At 45.5% G+C, this 15,446-nt stretch carries 11 protein-coding genes; 7 read left to right on the plus strand and 4 right to left on the minus strand.

Annotated elements, in window-relative coordinates; all coding sequences use genetic code 11:
• Positions 1-103 precede the first annotated feature (103 nt).
• The gene (locus ABZR88_RS06135; protein ID WP_107828297.1) at positions 104-484 is read left to right on the plus strand and encodes an iron chaperone; all 381 of its coding nucleotides are present in this window, start codon (positions 104-106) and stop codon (positions 482-484) included.
• Between the two features lie 215 nt (positions 485-699).
• On the opposite strand, the gene ABZR88_RS06140 is transcribed toward ABZR88_RS06135, so the two are convergent.
• Together ABZR88_RS06140 and ABZR88_RS06145 are read right to left on the minus strand one after the other, a co-directional pair.
• The gene (locus tag ABZR88_RS06140) at positions 700-1,620 is read right to left on the minus strand and encodes a glycoside hydrolase family 43 protein (protein ID WP_107828296.1); all 921 of its coding nucleotides are present in this window, start codon (positions 1,618-1,620) and stop codon (positions 700-702) included.
• A 170-nt stretch (positions 1,621-1,790) separates the two neighbouring features.
• Positions 1,791-4,496 (minus strand): sugar-binding domain-containing protein, encoded by a 2,706-nt coding sequence (locus tag ABZR88_RS06145; RefSeq protein WP_107828295.1) that lies wholly within the window; start codon positions 4,494-4,496, stop codon positions 1,791-1,793.
• 396 nt (positions 4,497-4,892) lie between these two features.
• Here ABZR88_RS06145 and ABZR88_RS06150 point away from each other — a divergent pair, with 396 nt between their 5' ends.
• Both ABZR88_RS06150 and ABZR88_RS06155 read left to right on the plus strand, forming a co-directional pair.
• Entirely contained in the window at positions 4,893-5,126 is a 234-nt protein-coding gene (locus ABZR88_RS06150) for a hypothetical protein (protein WP_107828294.1), read from the plus strand.
• A 70-nt stretch (positions 5,127-5,196) separates the two neighbouring features.
• A complete protein-coding gene (locus ABZR88_RS06155; protein WP_107828293.1) occupies positions 5,197-6,738 on the plus strand; it encodes an MFS transporter in 1,542 nt (513 codons plus the stop codon).
• A 9-nt stretch (positions 6,739-6,747) separates the two neighbouring features.
• Here the strand turns inward: ABZR88_RS06155 and ABZR88_RS06160 are convergent, their stop codons facing one another.
• On the minus strand, positions 6,748-7,809 hold the full coding sequence (locus tag ABZR88_RS06160) for a glycosyl hydrolase 53 family protein (protein WP_211309786.1): 1,062 nt from the start codon (positions 7,807-7,809) through the stop codon (positions 6,748-6,750).
• 235 nt (positions 7,810-8,044) lie between these two features.
• Between ABZR88_RS06160 and ABZR88_RS06165 the strand changes: the two genes are divergently transcribed.
• Together ABZR88_RS06165 and ABZR88_RS06170 are read left to right on the plus strand one after the other, a co-directional pair.
• Positions 8,045-9,592: an alpha-N-arabinofuranosidase gene (locus ABZR88_RS06165; RefSeq protein WP_107828292.1), complete on the plus strand. Its 1,548-nt coding sequence runs from the start codon at positions 8,045-8,047 to the stop codon at positions 9,590-9,592.
• Between the two features lie 99 nt (positions 9,593-9,691).
• A complete protein-coding gene (locus ABZR88_RS06170; RefSeq protein ID WP_107828291.1) occupies positions 9,692-10,696 on the plus strand; it encodes a family 43 glycosylhydrolase in 1,005 nt (334 codons plus the stop codon).
• 78 nt (positions 10,697-10,774) lie between these two features.
• Here ABZR88_RS06170 and ABZR88_RS06175 read toward each other — a convergent pair whose 3' ends face one another.
• Positions 10,775-11,806 (minus strand): GntR family transcriptional regulator, encoded by a 1,032-nt coding sequence (locus ABZR88_RS06175; protein ID WP_107828290.1) that lies wholly within the window; start codon positions 11,804-11,806, stop codon positions 10,775-10,777.
• 189 nt (positions 11,807-11,995) lie between these two features.
• On the opposite strand from ABZR88_RS06175, the gene rhaT reads away from it, so the two are divergent.
• Both rhaT and ABZR88_RS06185 read left to right on the plus strand, forming a co-directional pair.
• Entirely contained in the window at positions 11,996-13,114 is a 1,119-nt protein-coding gene (rhaT, locus tag ABZR88_RS06180) for an L-rhamnose/proton symporter RhaT (protein ID WP_107828289.1), read from the plus strand.
• Positions 13,115-13,151: 37 nt separating this feature from the next.
• Complete coding sequence (locus tag ABZR88_RS06185) at positions 13,152-15,272, plus strand: bifunctional aldolase/short-chain dehydrogenase (RefSeq protein ID WP_107828288.1); 2,121 nt, start codon at positions 13,152-13,154, stop codon at positions 15,270-15,272.
• Positions 15,273-15,446: the final 174 nt, after the last annotated feature.

Here is a 15,446-nt window from a genome sequence, read left to right on the forward strand (position 1 = left end):
TTTCTTCAACGCTGTTTTTTCAATCGATTGAGGATTTGAATAATCCAATGGTATTTTACATGGTCAGATATAATTAATATCTTGCTTCATAAGTCTTTATAACATGGAATCATCCACCAAACACCTGTCGGCAGACGCCTATATACTTACCTTTCCTGAACATATCCAGCAGAAACTGCAAGCTATAAGAAAGATCATTCATCAAGCCGCACCACAAGCCGAAGAAGTGATTAGCTACAACATGCCTGCTTTTAAACAAAACGGCATATTGGTGTATTTTGCGGGATATAAGGGGCATATCGGTTTTTACCCTACAGGTAGCGGTATCCGTGATTTTCAGCATGAGTTTGGTGATTACAAATGGTCAAAAGGAGCCGTACAGTTTCCGCTGGATGAACCATTGCCGGTTGATCTGATTACCCGAATGGTGAAATATCGGGTGGTGCAGGATGCGGAGAAGGCTAAAGCTAAGAAGGCGAAGTAGGAAGCTTGTTACTAACTCTAAGCGAAGCTAAAAATACACGTTATTGCGAGGAACGAAGCAATCTCTGTAAAGGACAGTCGGACATACAAATCCGATATGTAGATGCAGAGATTATTAATGTTATTAATTGTTTTTTAATGGCATTAATGAGCTCCCTTCGGTCGGTTGTCTTCGTGTCTCGCAATGACGTATCTGGTAATGATGGGGGTGAACCCCTATTTCATCTTCTCAAGCTCAGCTTGGGTGATCTTCATGATAGTACCGTGGCGGATTCCTTTTGGCATATTGATCTGGTCGGTAACGTCGGTCCAGGTTTTCAGGTCGGTTGAGGTGATGGCACCGTAGTGATGATCGCGGTAGCGGTCAAAATAAACCAGCCATTTGTTGCCGATGCGTAGCGTAGTTGGGCCTTCTGCCCAGTAGTTGCCGGTGATGGGCTCACTCACATTGGTGTATGGACCTGTCAGTTTGCTGGCGTAGGCTATTTTGAGGTTCTTCTGCACCGGATTCAGGCGCTCATCTTTAAAAAACATTACAAAGCGTTTGCCATCAGGAATGATGGTTGCATCAATACAGTTAAAACCGGGGTCAAACAGCAACTTGGTTGGGGTGTAAGTTTTAAAATCTTTAGTGGTGATGTAATAGATACGGTGATTCAAACCTTTCTCGGCCACGCTATCCGGATTGGGGAAACGACCGGTGATAGTGGTGGCCCAGTAGATCATATAGGTTTTAGTACCTGCATCGTAGGTAATCTCTGGTGCCCAACTGTTGCGCGCACCCTCTTCATGAGACATTACATTCAGTTGCTGCTGCTCGCTCCAGTGCACCATATCGGGCGAACTGGCATAGCCGATACTTTTGTCTTTCCAGCTGTCGGTCCACACCATGTGGAACAGGCCATCGGCACCGCGGATAACGCATGGATCGCGCATCAACTTATCGCTGGCTACCGTTGGATGCAGAAAAGAGCTATCGTTTCTTAATGCCGACCAGTGCAGACCATCCGTGCTGCTAGCCAGGTGCAAGCCATCCTCGCCGTTATTTTTGAAGTAAGCAAACAGGTAAACATCTTTTTGCTGGGCATAAACAGCCATATTGAACAGCAAAAACAGGGCGAGGAAAATTCTTTTCATATTGGGTTTAATTGGCCGGCAAGTTAAAAAAAGGAAAGAGAATGTGTTGAACAAAAAAACCTGTCATTTCGACGAAGGAGAAATCTTTTCGAAGCGTCCTGACGGGATGCAAAGTCGAAAAGATTTCTCCCCCCTGGTCGAAATGACAGGCGGGAAGCACTTGGCTTTTATTACTTAGTAATCGCCGCGTTCAACGTCAGCGTTTGCGGCATTTCTGTTGAAAGACCGTCTTTAATATCTACAGCCTTGGCATCAACTTTAATTGTTGCACTGGTTAAACCAGGGCGCGATGCGGTTACTGTAATAGTACCAGGCTTGGTAGTAGAGCGGATAGCTACACGGTTAATGCCGCACTCGGTATCCAGGTACAGGTTATTGGTAGTGTTCAGCTTAGCTGCGTTGAAACCGCCGCGCCATACCACCGGACCATCAACTTTAAAATCTACACGGGCTTCGTCTGTCGGGCAACGACGGCCTTTCGCGTCTACCACCTCAAAATCAATCAGGGCCACATCGCTACCATCGGCACGTAAGCCTTGCGGGCCGGCATGCAGGGTTAATTTAATAGCTTTTGGTTCGCCTGCGGTTTGCAGTTCTTCCTGACCTACTACTTTGCCTTTCTGGCTAATTACAGCTTTCAGGGTACCCGGTGCAAAAGCCACATTTGGAAACTGATAGATGAAGCCGGTGCTTACCCCTTCGCCTGCCGGGCGCTGCATGTTTGGTTGTGCACGGTTAAAGGTATCAATAAAGGCAACAGGTTTGGTTTGCACACCCAGCGATTTTCCGTTCAAAAACAGTTCTACCTTATCGCAATGCGTTGCAGCTACATAAACATGTTTCTTGGTTTTGGCAGGATAGGTCCAGTGACCGATAATGTGCAGATCTGGTTTTTCATTCTGCATTACGCGCGATACGTAGTACATCTCTTTAGGCAAACGCACGCCGTCAACCTTGCCACTTACACGCAGCACATAGCTACCCTGCTGGCGACCATCGGCATTAGAGTCTGAGAAATAAATTGACGCATAAGCAGCCCATTTTGAATGTGCCGGATCGGGATTGTCAATTCGGTTAGTTACATAGCTATTGTAGCGCGAAGCACCTGACAAGCAGAAGTTTTCTGAATTCCAGTGCCAGGTATCCATAGCCCGACCGTCAGGACCGGTGCCTTCTTTTGGTGTAAAACCAAAGTGCGGCGGCGAGTAGCTGTCCCATACGTTACGGCCAGCCTCATCACGGAAATCTTCAGTTTCAATCAGCGGCGCTTTATCCCTGCGGGAGATGCTATATCCGCGGAAAATATCGTCACCGGAAACTTTATCTGTTTGCGGCGCCTGGCCAATCATCACACCATAAAATTCTGACATGGGGGTTAAAGCCTTGTTAGCCTCGGCTAAATCATTATCACGGCTACCCATTACGCGGCCACCATGCGGGTCTAATTCTTTACGGAGGGCCACCATTTGGGTCATCTGTTCTGGGGCTACAATGGTATTACCTGCCTCCCAGAAAAAGATGCTTGGATTGTTGCGATAATAGATCATAGTTGCGCGCATCACCTCAACACGCTGATCCCACTGGCGGCCGGTCACCATGCGTTCTTTATCGCCTGCAGGGCAAACCTCTACCATACCAAAGCGGTCGCATGCGTCAACATCGGCACGCTCTGGTGCAACGTGCATCCAGCGGATGTAGTTGGCATTACTTTCGCGCATCATAGATACGGTATAATCGTGCATCCAGGCGGGGTAAGCACCACCCAAACCGGCCCAATCATCTGCCGAGCGCTGTGAGTAGCCGGTAAGCCAAACAAACTTCCCGTTTAGCCATACACCACCCGTACCTGCACCACCTTTAAACTCCACCTGGCGGAAACCGGTACGGGTATCAACCACGTCAACCACCTTACCGTTTACGCTTAGCATACTGTACACATGGTACAGATATGGGTCTTTAGTGTCCCAAAAGTGCGCATCGGTCAGCGTGCCTTCGGCTGTCATAATCTCTTTTTGATTGGCTACCAAGTCTGTAGTATTACCTTCCAGCTTGGCTTTAACGTTACCCTGCGCATCAACAACAACGGCACTAAGGGTGATAGAAGCGTAATCGCCTTCCTCTTCGTTACTTACCTGGGCTTCTACCTTAATGGTAGCCGTTTTTTTATCCAGGTCGATATTTTCTGGATATACATAAACTCCGGTTGTTTTCAGGTTGTTGAACAACGGCAGGGTTTGATAAATTTTATTGGTGATAATGAGCGATGCATCACGATTCAGGCCACCAAAGTTGGGATTGAAATCCTTAGCATTCCACTGAAAAGCGGTGCCTGTTTCTTCTTCTTTATAAGTAGTACTGTTATCAACCTTTACGGCCAGCACGTTATCGGCCCCGCCAAATTTTACATACGGCGTAATATCTAAACCGGCGGCGGTAACACCGTCTTCGTGTTTACCTATCAATTGGCCATTCAGATAAAACTTACCGGCCTGGCGCATGCCGTCAAACTGTATAAATACTTTTTGGCCGGTGGCACTTGCAGGTACTTTAAAATGCTTGCGGTACCAGCCAATGCCCAGCATTTTCTCGCTCTGATCGCCACCACCATGACTGATGTAGGCACGATAGGTATCTGTCTCGTTCCAGGTATGCGGCAGGCTAACGGCCGTCCAAGCAGCGTCGTCAAACCCTGGCTGCTCGGCTCCGGCCGCATCGCCGAAGGTAAATTTCCAGCCGCTGTTAAAGTTATAAGTAGCCCGCGGTGTGACGGGCGCGGTGTAGGCCGATGATGAGGCCGTTTGTGCATAAGTTACGCCTTGTAAAGCGGCCGCAACAGCAAATGCCATGCTCAATAATCGCACTCGATACTTGTTCATAAATTGGTTTTAGCAATGGTTATAGCCTCTAAATTATTTGCCCATCTGCAGAAGAGTATCCTGAACTATCCTGTCAAACGCTCTTTAAACACAATTATGGGTAATTCAGCTGAATAAAATGTAAACTAAAATCTAACCGTAACATACTTATTACTCAAAATATATCTGTCAGATACCTGGATCAGATGCTACAAATCCAGCCGCCAGGCAAAATCAAGTCAGTTAAATCTTCTACCTTTACGTTTATCTCAACAACCCAGGATTAACCACTTTGATTGTTTTATTTCCCTAGGGTTAAAAGCCTGATTTTTTCTTACAACTTATTGAAAAACAAATGCTTTTATGGTATTTCCTTCCTATATTTATCAGACCCCCATTTAAGGTAATTGAATTGATATGAAGAAGTATTTACTCCTGCTGCCCCTGCTGTGCGGTTGCGCAGAGTCAAGACAAGTTTTCAATAACAGCAGCGCCTTGCAAAGCCATCAGCAGCCACTAAAAGTATTTAGCATAGGTTACTGGAACCACAGTTCGCGAGTGCTGACACTTACTGATGCCGCAGGCGTTTACTTCACCATACGAGATGCAAAAAACGACAGCCTGAAAATAGGCGATGTATATCATTATTAAAGAGGGGGCTGCTAAAACATTTCTATTAATGGCCCTGTATTTATAACAGCATCCCCAAAAATGCTGCAATATGGCCACAGTTGCGTTAAATAGTACTGAAGGTAAATGGGTAATGGTTTCGGCCATACTTGCGTCGTCTATGGCTTTTATAGATGGCACCGCACTCAATGTGGTACTGCCCGCTTTACAAAAAAGCCTTAATGCTACCGGCGCCGACTTATTTTGGATCCTCAATGCCTATCTGCTCATTTTAGCTTCACTTATTCTGATTGGCGGCTCATTAGGCGATAAGCTTGGCCGCCGGAAGATCTACATGCTGGGCATTTTCATCTTTGTTTGCGGTTCTACTGCATGCGGCCTGGCGCCAGGCGTTTTTCTGCTCACACTATTCAGGGTATTTCAGGGTATTGGCGGCGCGTTGATGATTCCCGGCAGTTTGGCACTCATTTCTTCTTCCATTCATGAAAAAGAACGCGGTAAAGCTATTGGCACCTGGTCTGCCTTTACCACGCTAGTTACCATGGGCGGCCCGGTTTTGGGCGGTGCACTGGCCGACGCAGGTTTATGGCGATACATCTTCTTTATTAATGTACCTATAGGTATAGCGGCCCTGCTAATGCTATGGCGTAAAGTAAAAGAAGTGCAAAATCAGGATAGCGACAAACATATTGACATTACCGGCGCAGTGACGATTGCCCTGGGCCTGGCGCTTATAACCTTTGGCTTTCTGCGGATACCGGCCGTGGGCTTTAAACACTGGCAGGCCTATGGCTCGCTTGCATTAGGCATTATTTTGCTGATTACTTTTATACAACTGGAGCGAAAAGGCAAACACCCAATGATGCCGCTGTGGCTCTTTAGTAATATGACCTTCAGTGGTGCTAACCTGCTTACCTTTTTCCTGTATGCTGGTCTGGGCGCAGGGATGCTGTTCCTCTCGCTTAATATGGTGCAAACGCAGGGCTATAGCCAGCTACAATCCGGACTAACCTTTTTGCCTTTTACTATTATGATGATAGGCATAGCCCGTTTTGCCGGTGCTCTGGCAGATAAACTGGGGCCACGATTATTGCTTATTGGCGGCCCTGCCATTGCAGGCACAGGTTTGCTGTTGCTCTCATTTGTACACCAATCTGGCGGCCCATCACATTATTGGACTACTTTTTTTCCGGGTGTCCTGGTTTTTGGCTTGGGGATGGCTTTTACGGTAGCGCCGCTTACGTCAACAGTAATGGGCGCTGTTAGTGATCAATTTTCGGGCACGGCATCTGGCATTAATAATGCGCTCACGCGTATTGCCGTTGTATTTGCCAATGCCATTTTTGGTGCCCTGGCCGTTTTGTTTTTTGCCGCTGCATTACAAAAGCCGCTTGACGAGCTAAAAATCTCCCCGCATCAAAAACAGGAAATACTAAAACAGACGATTGATCTGGGTAATGCTCAACCACCCAAATCAATAATTCAGGTTGATGCCGAGCATTTACGAAACATTTATAAAGAGGGATTTACCGTGGCCTATTCGCGCATTATGCAGATCTCTGCCGGATTGGGTTATATGGGTGCTCTGATGGCCGTATTTTTCATTAGAAACGAGAAGAAAGTTAAAAAGTAAGGATTAAAACTATTGCCCGTCTGTACGGTGCTGCGGACTGGTATATTTCCTGAACGCATCAATAACCGGCAGCACATTGCCCCCATCATCAAAAAAACCACGAGCACGTAAACCACCGTTAGCGGCAGGCTCCCACCACATTACACCCTTACCGCGATTGTCGGGCACGGATAGCACCACCGCGGCAACTTCTTCCAGCCATTGCTTCTGCCCTTCCGGTGTTTCTGGAAACGGACCAGGAACGGTACTAAAGTAGCGGCTCTTTTTCCAGTAGTAGCCGGTTTCTACTAAGTAAACATCTTTATTATAAGTTTTGGCGGCAAAGGTTAAATTTTCTTTCAGGTCGATGAGTGTGCCATGGCTCCATGGATAAAATGAGAAACCGATCACATCAAACGGAATTTGGTAGCTCAGCAGTTTATCAAAGAAGGCTTTGGTTTTGGCTATATCTCCGCCATGATCTACGTGGATCATAATCTTAGGGCGCTTGAAATTGCCGCGACCGGCGTCAACCCCGTTTATGCCGGCGTAAATGTAATCGGCAAAGTTATCCCAGTTCTCCGGCAACTTGCCCGATGGCCATAGCGTACCGTTGCTTACTTCGTTACCAATCTGGATCATATCAGGCAATACGGATGAATCGCGCATAGCGGTAATGGTTTTACGGGTATACTCGTACAACGCGTCTACAATCTGTTTATGACTCAGGTTTTGCCAGGCCTGCGGAGTTGGCTCTTTCGTTGGATCGGCCCAGGCATTAGAGTAATGAAAATCGAGCAATAGTTTAAAACCCATCTGTTTGGCCTGTTTGGCCATAGCAATGGTATAAGCCAGTCCATTGGGCAGCGTAGCCGGTTCTACACAGGTGCGCAAACGAACCCAATTGTAACCATGATCTTTAAAAATCTGCATCCCCGGCTTTAGCTGACCGTTCTCTTTAAATACCGGTCCTTTCTCTTCAACCTGCTTGAGATAAGAAAGATCAGCCCCGAAGGCAAAATCAGAGTTTTGCGCAACGCACAGCCTCGTCATTAAAATGATTACAATTACCGGCAGGTAAAGCTTTTTCATGATGATAATGGATTGCTGGTTAGCAATTGGTTGTGGGTAAAGATATCTGCGATGGGGCAAATTAGCCATCATGCTCTGTGCTGATGGAGAGGCGGGACTTTAATAATTTTACGTCAGTGACGTTATGAATAGGCATTCTTGAGGGTTACACCACCAAAATAAATTAATAACCGTATACTTTACATTTATTAATTTATTTCTACATTTACGGGTATATAAACCAAAATACCTGTACATGAAGAAAATTTACTACGGCATGGCCGTGCTGGCCTTGTGCTGCACTCCGGGCAGAGCCGCATTAGCGCAAACCGCAAAAGTTACCGTCAGCAACGATTCTAAGCTGACCATCAGTCGCAACATTTATGGGCAATTTGCCGAGCACTTGGGCCGCGGTATTTATGATGGCTTTTGGGTTGATCCTAAAATGCCGGTAAAAAAGCAGGATCGCATCCGCATGGATATTGTAGAAGCCCTGCGTAAAATCAAAATTCCTAACCTGCGCTGGCCCGGTGGTTGTTTTGCCGACGAATATCACTGGCGCGATGGTATCGGTCCGCGCGTTAACCGCCCTAAAATGGTGAACACCAATTGGGGCGGAGTGACCGAGGATAATAGCTTTGGTACCCACGAGTTTCTGGAACTGTGTAAATTGCTGGGTTGCGAGCCTTACATCAGCGGTAACGTTGGTAGCGGTACCGTTCAGGAAATGTCAAACTGGGTAGAATACCTGAACTTTGACGGCCAGAGCCCATTAACAGCAATGCGAAAACTGAACGGCCATCCTGAGCCTTTCAATGTATCATTCTGGGGCGTGGGTAACGAGAGCTGGGGCTGCGGTGGCAACATGACGCCGGAGTATTATGCCAATGAGTTTAAGCGTTACGCCACATTTGCCAAAGATTATAAGAACGCTAAGCTGAAAAAGATAGCTACCGGCCCGAGCGATGGCGATTACAACTGGACGGAGGTAATGATGAAGAATGTAGGTACCCGTATGTGGGGAATGTCGTTACATTGTTATACCCTGCCAACCGGCAACTGGAACGATAAAGGCTCTGCCACTAAATTTACAGAGGCTCAGTACTTCAACACCATGAAAAACTGCCTGCGTATGGAAGAGTTTGTTACCAAACACTCGGCCATTATGGATAAGTACGATCCAGAGAAAAAAGTAGCCCTGGTGGTTGACGAGTGGGGTGTGTGGACTAACGTTGAGCCCGGCACAAATCCAGGTTTCTTATATCAGCAAAACAGTCTTCGCGATGCGTTGGTTGCCGGCACCACTCTTAACATCTTTAATAATCATTGCGATAGGGTAAAAATGGCGGCGCTTGCACAAACCATTAACGTGTTGCAGGCATTGGTGCTTACCCAGAAAGAGAAAATGCTGCTCACGCCAACTTATCACGTGTTTGATCTGTATAAAGTGCACCAGGATGCTAAATATTTGCCAATAAAACTAGATGCGCCAGATTATGAGGTAAACGGCAACAAGATCCCGGCGGTAAATCTGTCAGCGTCGCAAGATAAAGAAGGTAGGGTACACCTATCATTGGTAAACATTGACGATCATAAAGATATTGTGGTAACCGCCAACATGGGCGATATCAAATGGAACACCGTGAGCGGGCAGATCCTTACATCGGCCAATGTAACCGATATTAATACGTTTGATAAACCAAATAATATTAAGATCGAGTCATTTAATAACGCGCAAAAAGATGGTGATAAAGTAGTGGTGAAGATACCTGCGCACTCTATCATTGTTCTGGAATTGAAGTAATAAAGGATGTTACGTTGAGCCTGTCGAAACGCGCGCGTGGCCTTACACGCTGTTTTTCGACAGGCTTAAGATTATAAAATGGCTAGTTAACTCATTGTTATGCATCGAATTAAAGCTTTTCTGATACTGATTTGCTGCGCGTCGCTAGGCGGTGCATGGGCGCAAAATAAGGGTGTTCCGGCACCCAAGCCGCTGTTTCGGGACCCGATTTATGATGGCGCTGCAGACCCGACGGTGATCTGGAACCGTGCCGAAAAGAAGTGGTTTATGTTTTATACCAATCGCCGGGCAAAGGATACTACTATTGGTGGTGTAGCCTGGGTGCATGGCACGCGCATAGGCATTGCCGAGTCAAAAGATGGCGCCAACTGGAAGTATAGGGATACGGCAGATATTGGCTACCGCCCCGATGCAGGTTATACCTTTTGGGCGCCGGAGGTAATTGACTATAAGGGCTTGTATCATATGTACTTGACCTATGTTCCAGGAATTTTTAATGACTGGAATCATCCGCGGATCATCATACACCTCACCAGCAAAAATCTGCTGAATTGGAAGTATGAATCGACTCTGAAACTGGTGAACGAGAAGGTGATAGATCCCTGCGTAACGCGACTGCCTGATGGTACCTGGCGCATGTGGTATAATAACGAGAAGGATAGTAAATCTATTTACTATGCCAATAGCCCCGATCTGTACCATTGGACTGATGGACAAAAGGCCGTGCATGACCAGCCAGGCGAGGGCCCCAAAGTATTTAAATGGAAAGGCAAATACTGGATGATTACCGATGTGTGGCGTGGCCTTGCCGTATACAGTTCAGACGATATGATGAACTGGACCCGACAACAAGGTGGTAATCTGTTAGCAACACCCGGCAAAGGAATAGATGATGGTAGTATTGGTGACCATTGTGATGTGCGCGTTACGCTTAAGGGTCGCGCTTATCTTTTTTACTTTGTACATCCGGGTAGGGGACCATCCGCATCAAGTGTGGGTAAATATGATAAGCAACGTAGCAGCTTACAGATAACAGAGCTGAAAATGATTGATGGCAAGCTGACTTGCGATAGAGATGAAACTACTTATGTAGATTTAAAATAGTTGCTGATAATAATATCTATAATTTAGTGGAGCAGGCGACCTTGTTAGATAATAATGAGGTCGCTTTTTTTGCAGAATTTACAGTGATGATCTCAACGTCAGATAAAACGGTACCTCATAAATAGCCGGCTTATTAGTGCGGATCACTTCAGCAACCATTTCGCCCATTTTCTGGAAATCAGTAGAGATAGTAGTTAAACCGTTTAGAATAATTTTTTTCAGCGGGGTCTCATTATAAGAGATAACGCCAATGTTCTCGCCAATTTTCAGGTTGGTGGAGAGGATGCGCTCAATGAGGATCACCAGGTCATTTTCCATCAGGTTAATGAAAACTTCACCTTCATTAATAGGTTCCACCTGGATATCGTGCACCACCTTATAATTAAAGGCGTACTGAATGCAGAAATTAAAGAAACCTTTCAGAATCTCGCTGGGGAAGTAAGTATTCTCGGGGAAGATGATCTTTAGCGTGGTGTATTTGCTCAGTTGGGGCAACGCTTGTTCCAATGCGTGGAAAATGTCGCGTTCAAAGTTTTCATACACCGCGGCAAAGTTACCGTTAACGCCCGGTACCAATTTATCTAACAGAATCAGTTTTTCTTTAGGCAGGGTGTTGATGATCTCGTGCGCTGTATCTCCGCCATCTATAAAATGTGGAACGATGACGTAGTGCGTATAATCGTTAGCCTTGTTTTGCAGGAGTTTTTTAAAGAAGGCCAGATCATTATTGTAAATATAAAAGTCGATAGCCGCCTCATCACCCAACCCATCTATAATAGCATCATAAAGGATTTTTTTGTGGGGGCTCAGCTTATTAAAGATCAGGAAAACTTTATACTTCTGTTCGGCCTCAGCATTTTTAATGTAATAACCTTTGCCCGGAACAGAGCCTAGCAGGCCGATTGATTTGAGGTATTTATAGGCCTTCTCTGCTGTATCCCTTGAAATTTCAAAGTTATAGTTCAGCTCATTGATAGAAGGCAGGGTATCGTTTTTACTCAGCTTCCCCTCGCGCACACTCTGAATAATAGAGTTGGCTAACTGCAGATATTTAGGGGTAGATGAGTAATAATCGATATAAATGTATTCTAAAAATAGCGAAGACTTCATTCCTTGATCACAATATGGGTTACCACCAGAAACTCGGGCTTAAATGTAGCATTAATTATGGCAAAAAAGTACAAAAAACGCGCTAAATATTATAAGAATCATAAAATTTCACCATGACAGTGCATGATAGCTTTGAGTGGGAGCTTTTCTAATTTTAGCCCATTAACCAATTATATTATATTATTTGAGATGGAAGTTATTTTAGGTGTTATTTTTCACTTTATCGGCGGTTTCGCATCCGGAAGCTTTTACATTCCCTATAAAAAAGTAAAAGGCTGGGCTTGGGAAAGCTTTTGGATTGTAGGCGGCTTGTTTTCATGGTTGATTGTACCACCGCTGGCAGCATGGTTAACAGTGCCAGGTTTTATGGATATAATAGCACAAACCAATGGCAGCGTGCTTTTCTGGACTTATTTGTTCGGTGTTCTTTGGGGTATTGGCGGCTTAACTTATGGCCTGGGTGTGCGTTACCTGGGTGTAGCCCTGGGTAGCTCGGTAATTTTGGGTTTATGTTCTGTTTTCGGCTCATTAATTCCATCAATTTACTACCAGTTTAACCCACAACCTGGTAAAGATACTATTCATGATCTGGTAAGCAGCAGCTGGGGACAGATGGTGTTGGTAGGTATCGTTGTCTGTGTTATCGGCATCGTTATCTGCGGTAGGGCAGGTACTTTAAAAGAGCGCGAGCTTTCTAAAGATAAAGAAGCAGCAACAAACAATTCAGACTACAAATTTGGTTTGGGTATTACGGTAGCCATCATTTCAGGTGTGCTGAGCGCTTGTTTTGCATTTGGTATTGATGCCGGTAAAGTAATGGCTACTACGGCTGACACCATATGGAAATCAACGCACCCTAATCAAGGTAATTTCCTGTATCAGAATAACGTAACTTATATTATTATTCTTTGGGGCGGTTTAACTACCAACTTTATTTGGTGTATGATGCTGAATGCCCGCAACAAAACGTTTGGTAACTATACTGATAAAAGTACACCACTGTTGAAGAACTACCTGTTCAGTGCTTTGGCCGGTACAACCTGGTTCCTGCAGTTCTTCTTCTACGGTATGGGCGAGAGCCGTTTGGGTAACGGTGCAAGTTCATGGATACTGCACATGGCCTTCATTATTTTGGTAGCCAACATGTGGGGCTTACTTTTAAAAGAGTGGAAAGGCGTAAGCAAGAAAACACTGGCAACCGTAATTATAGGTATTGCCACCATTATACTTTCTGTACTGATTGTAGGGCAGGGTAACAATATGAAAGCTAAGCTGGCCGAAAGCAGTAAGAAGGTAGCAGTAAGATAATATATCAATCTTTAAAAATTAATTAGTAAAAATAGATATGTCAGTTAACACAATTGATTTCAAGCACGTTAGCTATTTGTGGGATGATGCCAAAGCGGCAGAAATGGCGGGTGACGAAGTAGCATTATTAATTTACCGTTCTAACCTGTTGGGTGCAGATTTGCGTTTAACCAACTATGGTGGCGGTAACACTTCATGCAAAGCCATGGCTAAAGATCCCCTTACGGGCGAAGAAGTAGAGGTAATGTGGGTAAAAGGATCTGGCGGCGACTTGGGTTCGATCAAAAGAAACGGACTGGCTGCTCTGTATGTAGACAGACTGCGTGCCCTGAAAAATATTTATCGTGGTATTGAGCATGAGGATGAGATGGTTGAGCTTTTCAATCACTGCATCTATGACCTGGCTTCTAAAGCTCCGTCTATCGATACCCCGCTGCACGGTTTCCTGCCGTTTGCACACATTGACCACCTGCACCCTGATGCAGCTATCGCTATCGCGGCAGCAAAAGATGGTAAAAAAATCACACAGGAACTGTTTGGTGGTACCATTGGTTGGGTTGAGTGGCAAAAACCAGGTTTTGACCTGGGCTTGCAACTGAAAGCTTGTTTAGACGAAAACCCAGGCATCCGCGGCATTATGCTGGGCTCGCACGGTTTGTTCACTTGGGGCGATACTGCTTACGAAAGCTATATCAACACCCTGGAAGTGATTGAAAAATGTGCTGAGTACCTGGAGCAAAACTATGGCAAAAAAGGCCCGATCTTCGGTGGTCAGAAAATTGAAAGCTTAGCAGCTGAAGACCGTAAAAAACAAGCTGTTGCCCTGGCACCGGTTCTGCGTGGCTTCTGCTCATCTAAAACCCGTATGATCGGTCACTTCACTGATGATGCACGTGTATTAGAATATACTAACTCTAATGATCTGGAGCGTTTGGCACCACTTGGTACCAGCTGTCCAGACCACTTCCTGCGCACCAAAATTTCTCCGTTAGTACTGGAGTTGGCGCCAAACGAAGATCTGAGCGATGTTGATGCTTTGAAAGCAAAATTACTTCCTGCATTTGAGGCTTACCGCGCTATGTATGAAGATTACTACAACACCTGCAAACACCCTAACAGTCCGGCTATCCGCGATGCAAATCCGGTAGTTATCCTGTACCCAGGTGTAGGTATGTTCACCTTTGCAAAAGACAAACAAACTGCACGCGTTGCAGCTGAGTTTTATATCAACGCTATCAACGTAATGAAAGGTGCAGAGGCTATCTCTGAGTACACTTCATTACCACGTCAGGAAGCTTTTAACATTGAGTACTGGCTGTTAGAAGAAGCAAAACTGCAGCGTATGCCAAAACCAAAAGCACTGAGCGGTCGTATTGCCCTGGTAACAGGCAGCGCCGGTGGTATTGGTAAAGCTATTGCTAAGAAATTTGCTGAAGAAGGTGCCGTTGTTGTATTGAACGACATGAACGCTGAGCGTTTAGAAGGTGCTGGCGAAGAGTTCAAAGCCAAATTTGGTAAAGACGCTTACGCTACTGCAGTGTTAGACGTAACCAATGGTGCACAGATCAACGAAGCCGTTGCCGAGGCTATCCTGGCCTTCGGTGGTGTTGACTTGATTGTTAACAACGCTGGTTTGTCAATCTCTAAAACCATTGCAGATCATACCGAGAAAGATTGGGATCTGTTATATGATGTACTGGTAAAAGGTCAGTTCCTGGTAACCCAGGCTGCTGTTGCCGTAATGAAAAAACAAGATATCGGTGGTGACATCATCAACATCGTGAGCAAAAACGCTCTGGTAAGCGGTCCAAACAACGCAGGTTACGGTAGTGCAAAAGCTGCGCAGCTGCACCTGAGCCGTTTGAACGCTGCTGAACTGGGTGGCGACAAAATCCGTGTTAACGTGGTTAACCCAGATGCGGTAATCAGCGACAGCAATATTTGGGCTGGCGGCTGGGCCGAAGGTCGTGCTAAAGCTTACGGCATCACTGTAGCAGAACTGCCTGCTTACTACGCAAAACGTACTTTGTTGAACGAGATCATTTTACCAGATGATATCGCTAACGCTTGTTTCGCTATCACCGGCGGCCTGCTGAACAAATCAACAGGTAACGTAGTGAACGTAGACGGCGGTGTAGCTGCTGGTTTTGTACGCTAGTTTATTTTGAGTTGATTAAGTTGATTGGGTTGAGTAAGTTAAGTAGTTCTCAACCCAATCATCAACTCATTTATCATAAATTGATGTGTTGAAGAATAAGAACTAAGTGATTTTAACCACTCACTTAATCAACTTAATCCAACTCAATCAACCCCAACCAATTAACCTATAGAA

The organism is Mucilaginibacter yixingensis, from assembly GCF_041080815.1.
Taxonomy (GTDB): domain Bacteria; phylum Bacteroidota; class Bacteroidia; order Sphingobacteriales; family Sphingobacteriaceae; genus Mucilaginibacter; species Mucilaginibacter yixingensis.

What these genes read in the sequence shown, in the direction of transcription:
- ABZR88_RS06135 (WP_107828297.1), top strand. Translation starts at nt 104, where the DNA reads ATGGAATCATCCACCAAACACCTGTCGGCAGACGCCTATATACTTACC.
- ABZR88_RS06140 (WP_107828296.1), bottom strand. Translation starts at nt 1,620, where the DNA reads ATGAAAAGAATTTTCCTCGCCCTGTTTTTGCTGTTCAATATGGCTGTT.
- ABZR88_RS06145 (WP_107828295.1), bottom strand. Translation starts at nt 4,496, where the DNA reads ATGAACAAGTATCGAGTGCGATTATTGAGCATGGCATTTGCTGTTGCG.
- ABZR88_RS06150 (WP_107828294.1), top strand. Translation starts at nt 4,893, where the DNA reads ATGAAGAAGTATTTACTCCTGCTGCCCCTGCTGTGCGGTTGCGCAGAG.
- ABZR88_RS06155 (WP_107828293.1), top strand. Translation starts at nt 5,197, where the DNA reads ATGGCCACAGTTGCGTTAAATAGTACTGAAGGTAAATGGGTAATGGTT.
- ABZR88_RS06160 (WP_211309786.1), bottom strand. Translation starts at nt 7,809, where the DNA reads ATGAAAAAGCTTTACCTGCCGGTAATTGTAATCATTTTAATGACGAGG.
- ABZR88_RS06165 (WP_107828292.1), top strand. Translation starts at nt 8,045, where the DNA reads ATGAAGAAAATTTACTACGGCATGGCCGTGCTGGCCTTGTGCTGCACT.
- ABZR88_RS06170 (WP_107828291.1), top strand. Translation starts at nt 9,692, where the DNA reads ATGCATCGAATTAAAGCTTTTCTGATACTGATTTGCTGCGCGTCGCTA.
- ABZR88_RS06175 (WP_107828290.1), bottom strand. Translation starts at nt 11,806, where the DNA reads ATGAAGTCTTCGCTATTTTTAGAATACATTTATATCGATTATTACTCA.
- rhaT (WP_107828289.1), top strand. Translation starts at nt 11,996, where the DNA reads ATGGAAGTTATTTTAGGTGTTATTTTTCACTTTATCGGCGGTTTCGCA.
- ABZR88_RS06185 (WP_107828288.1), top strand. Translation starts at nt 13,152, where the DNA reads ATGTCAGTTAACACAATTGATTTCAAGCACGTTAGCTATTTGTGGGAT.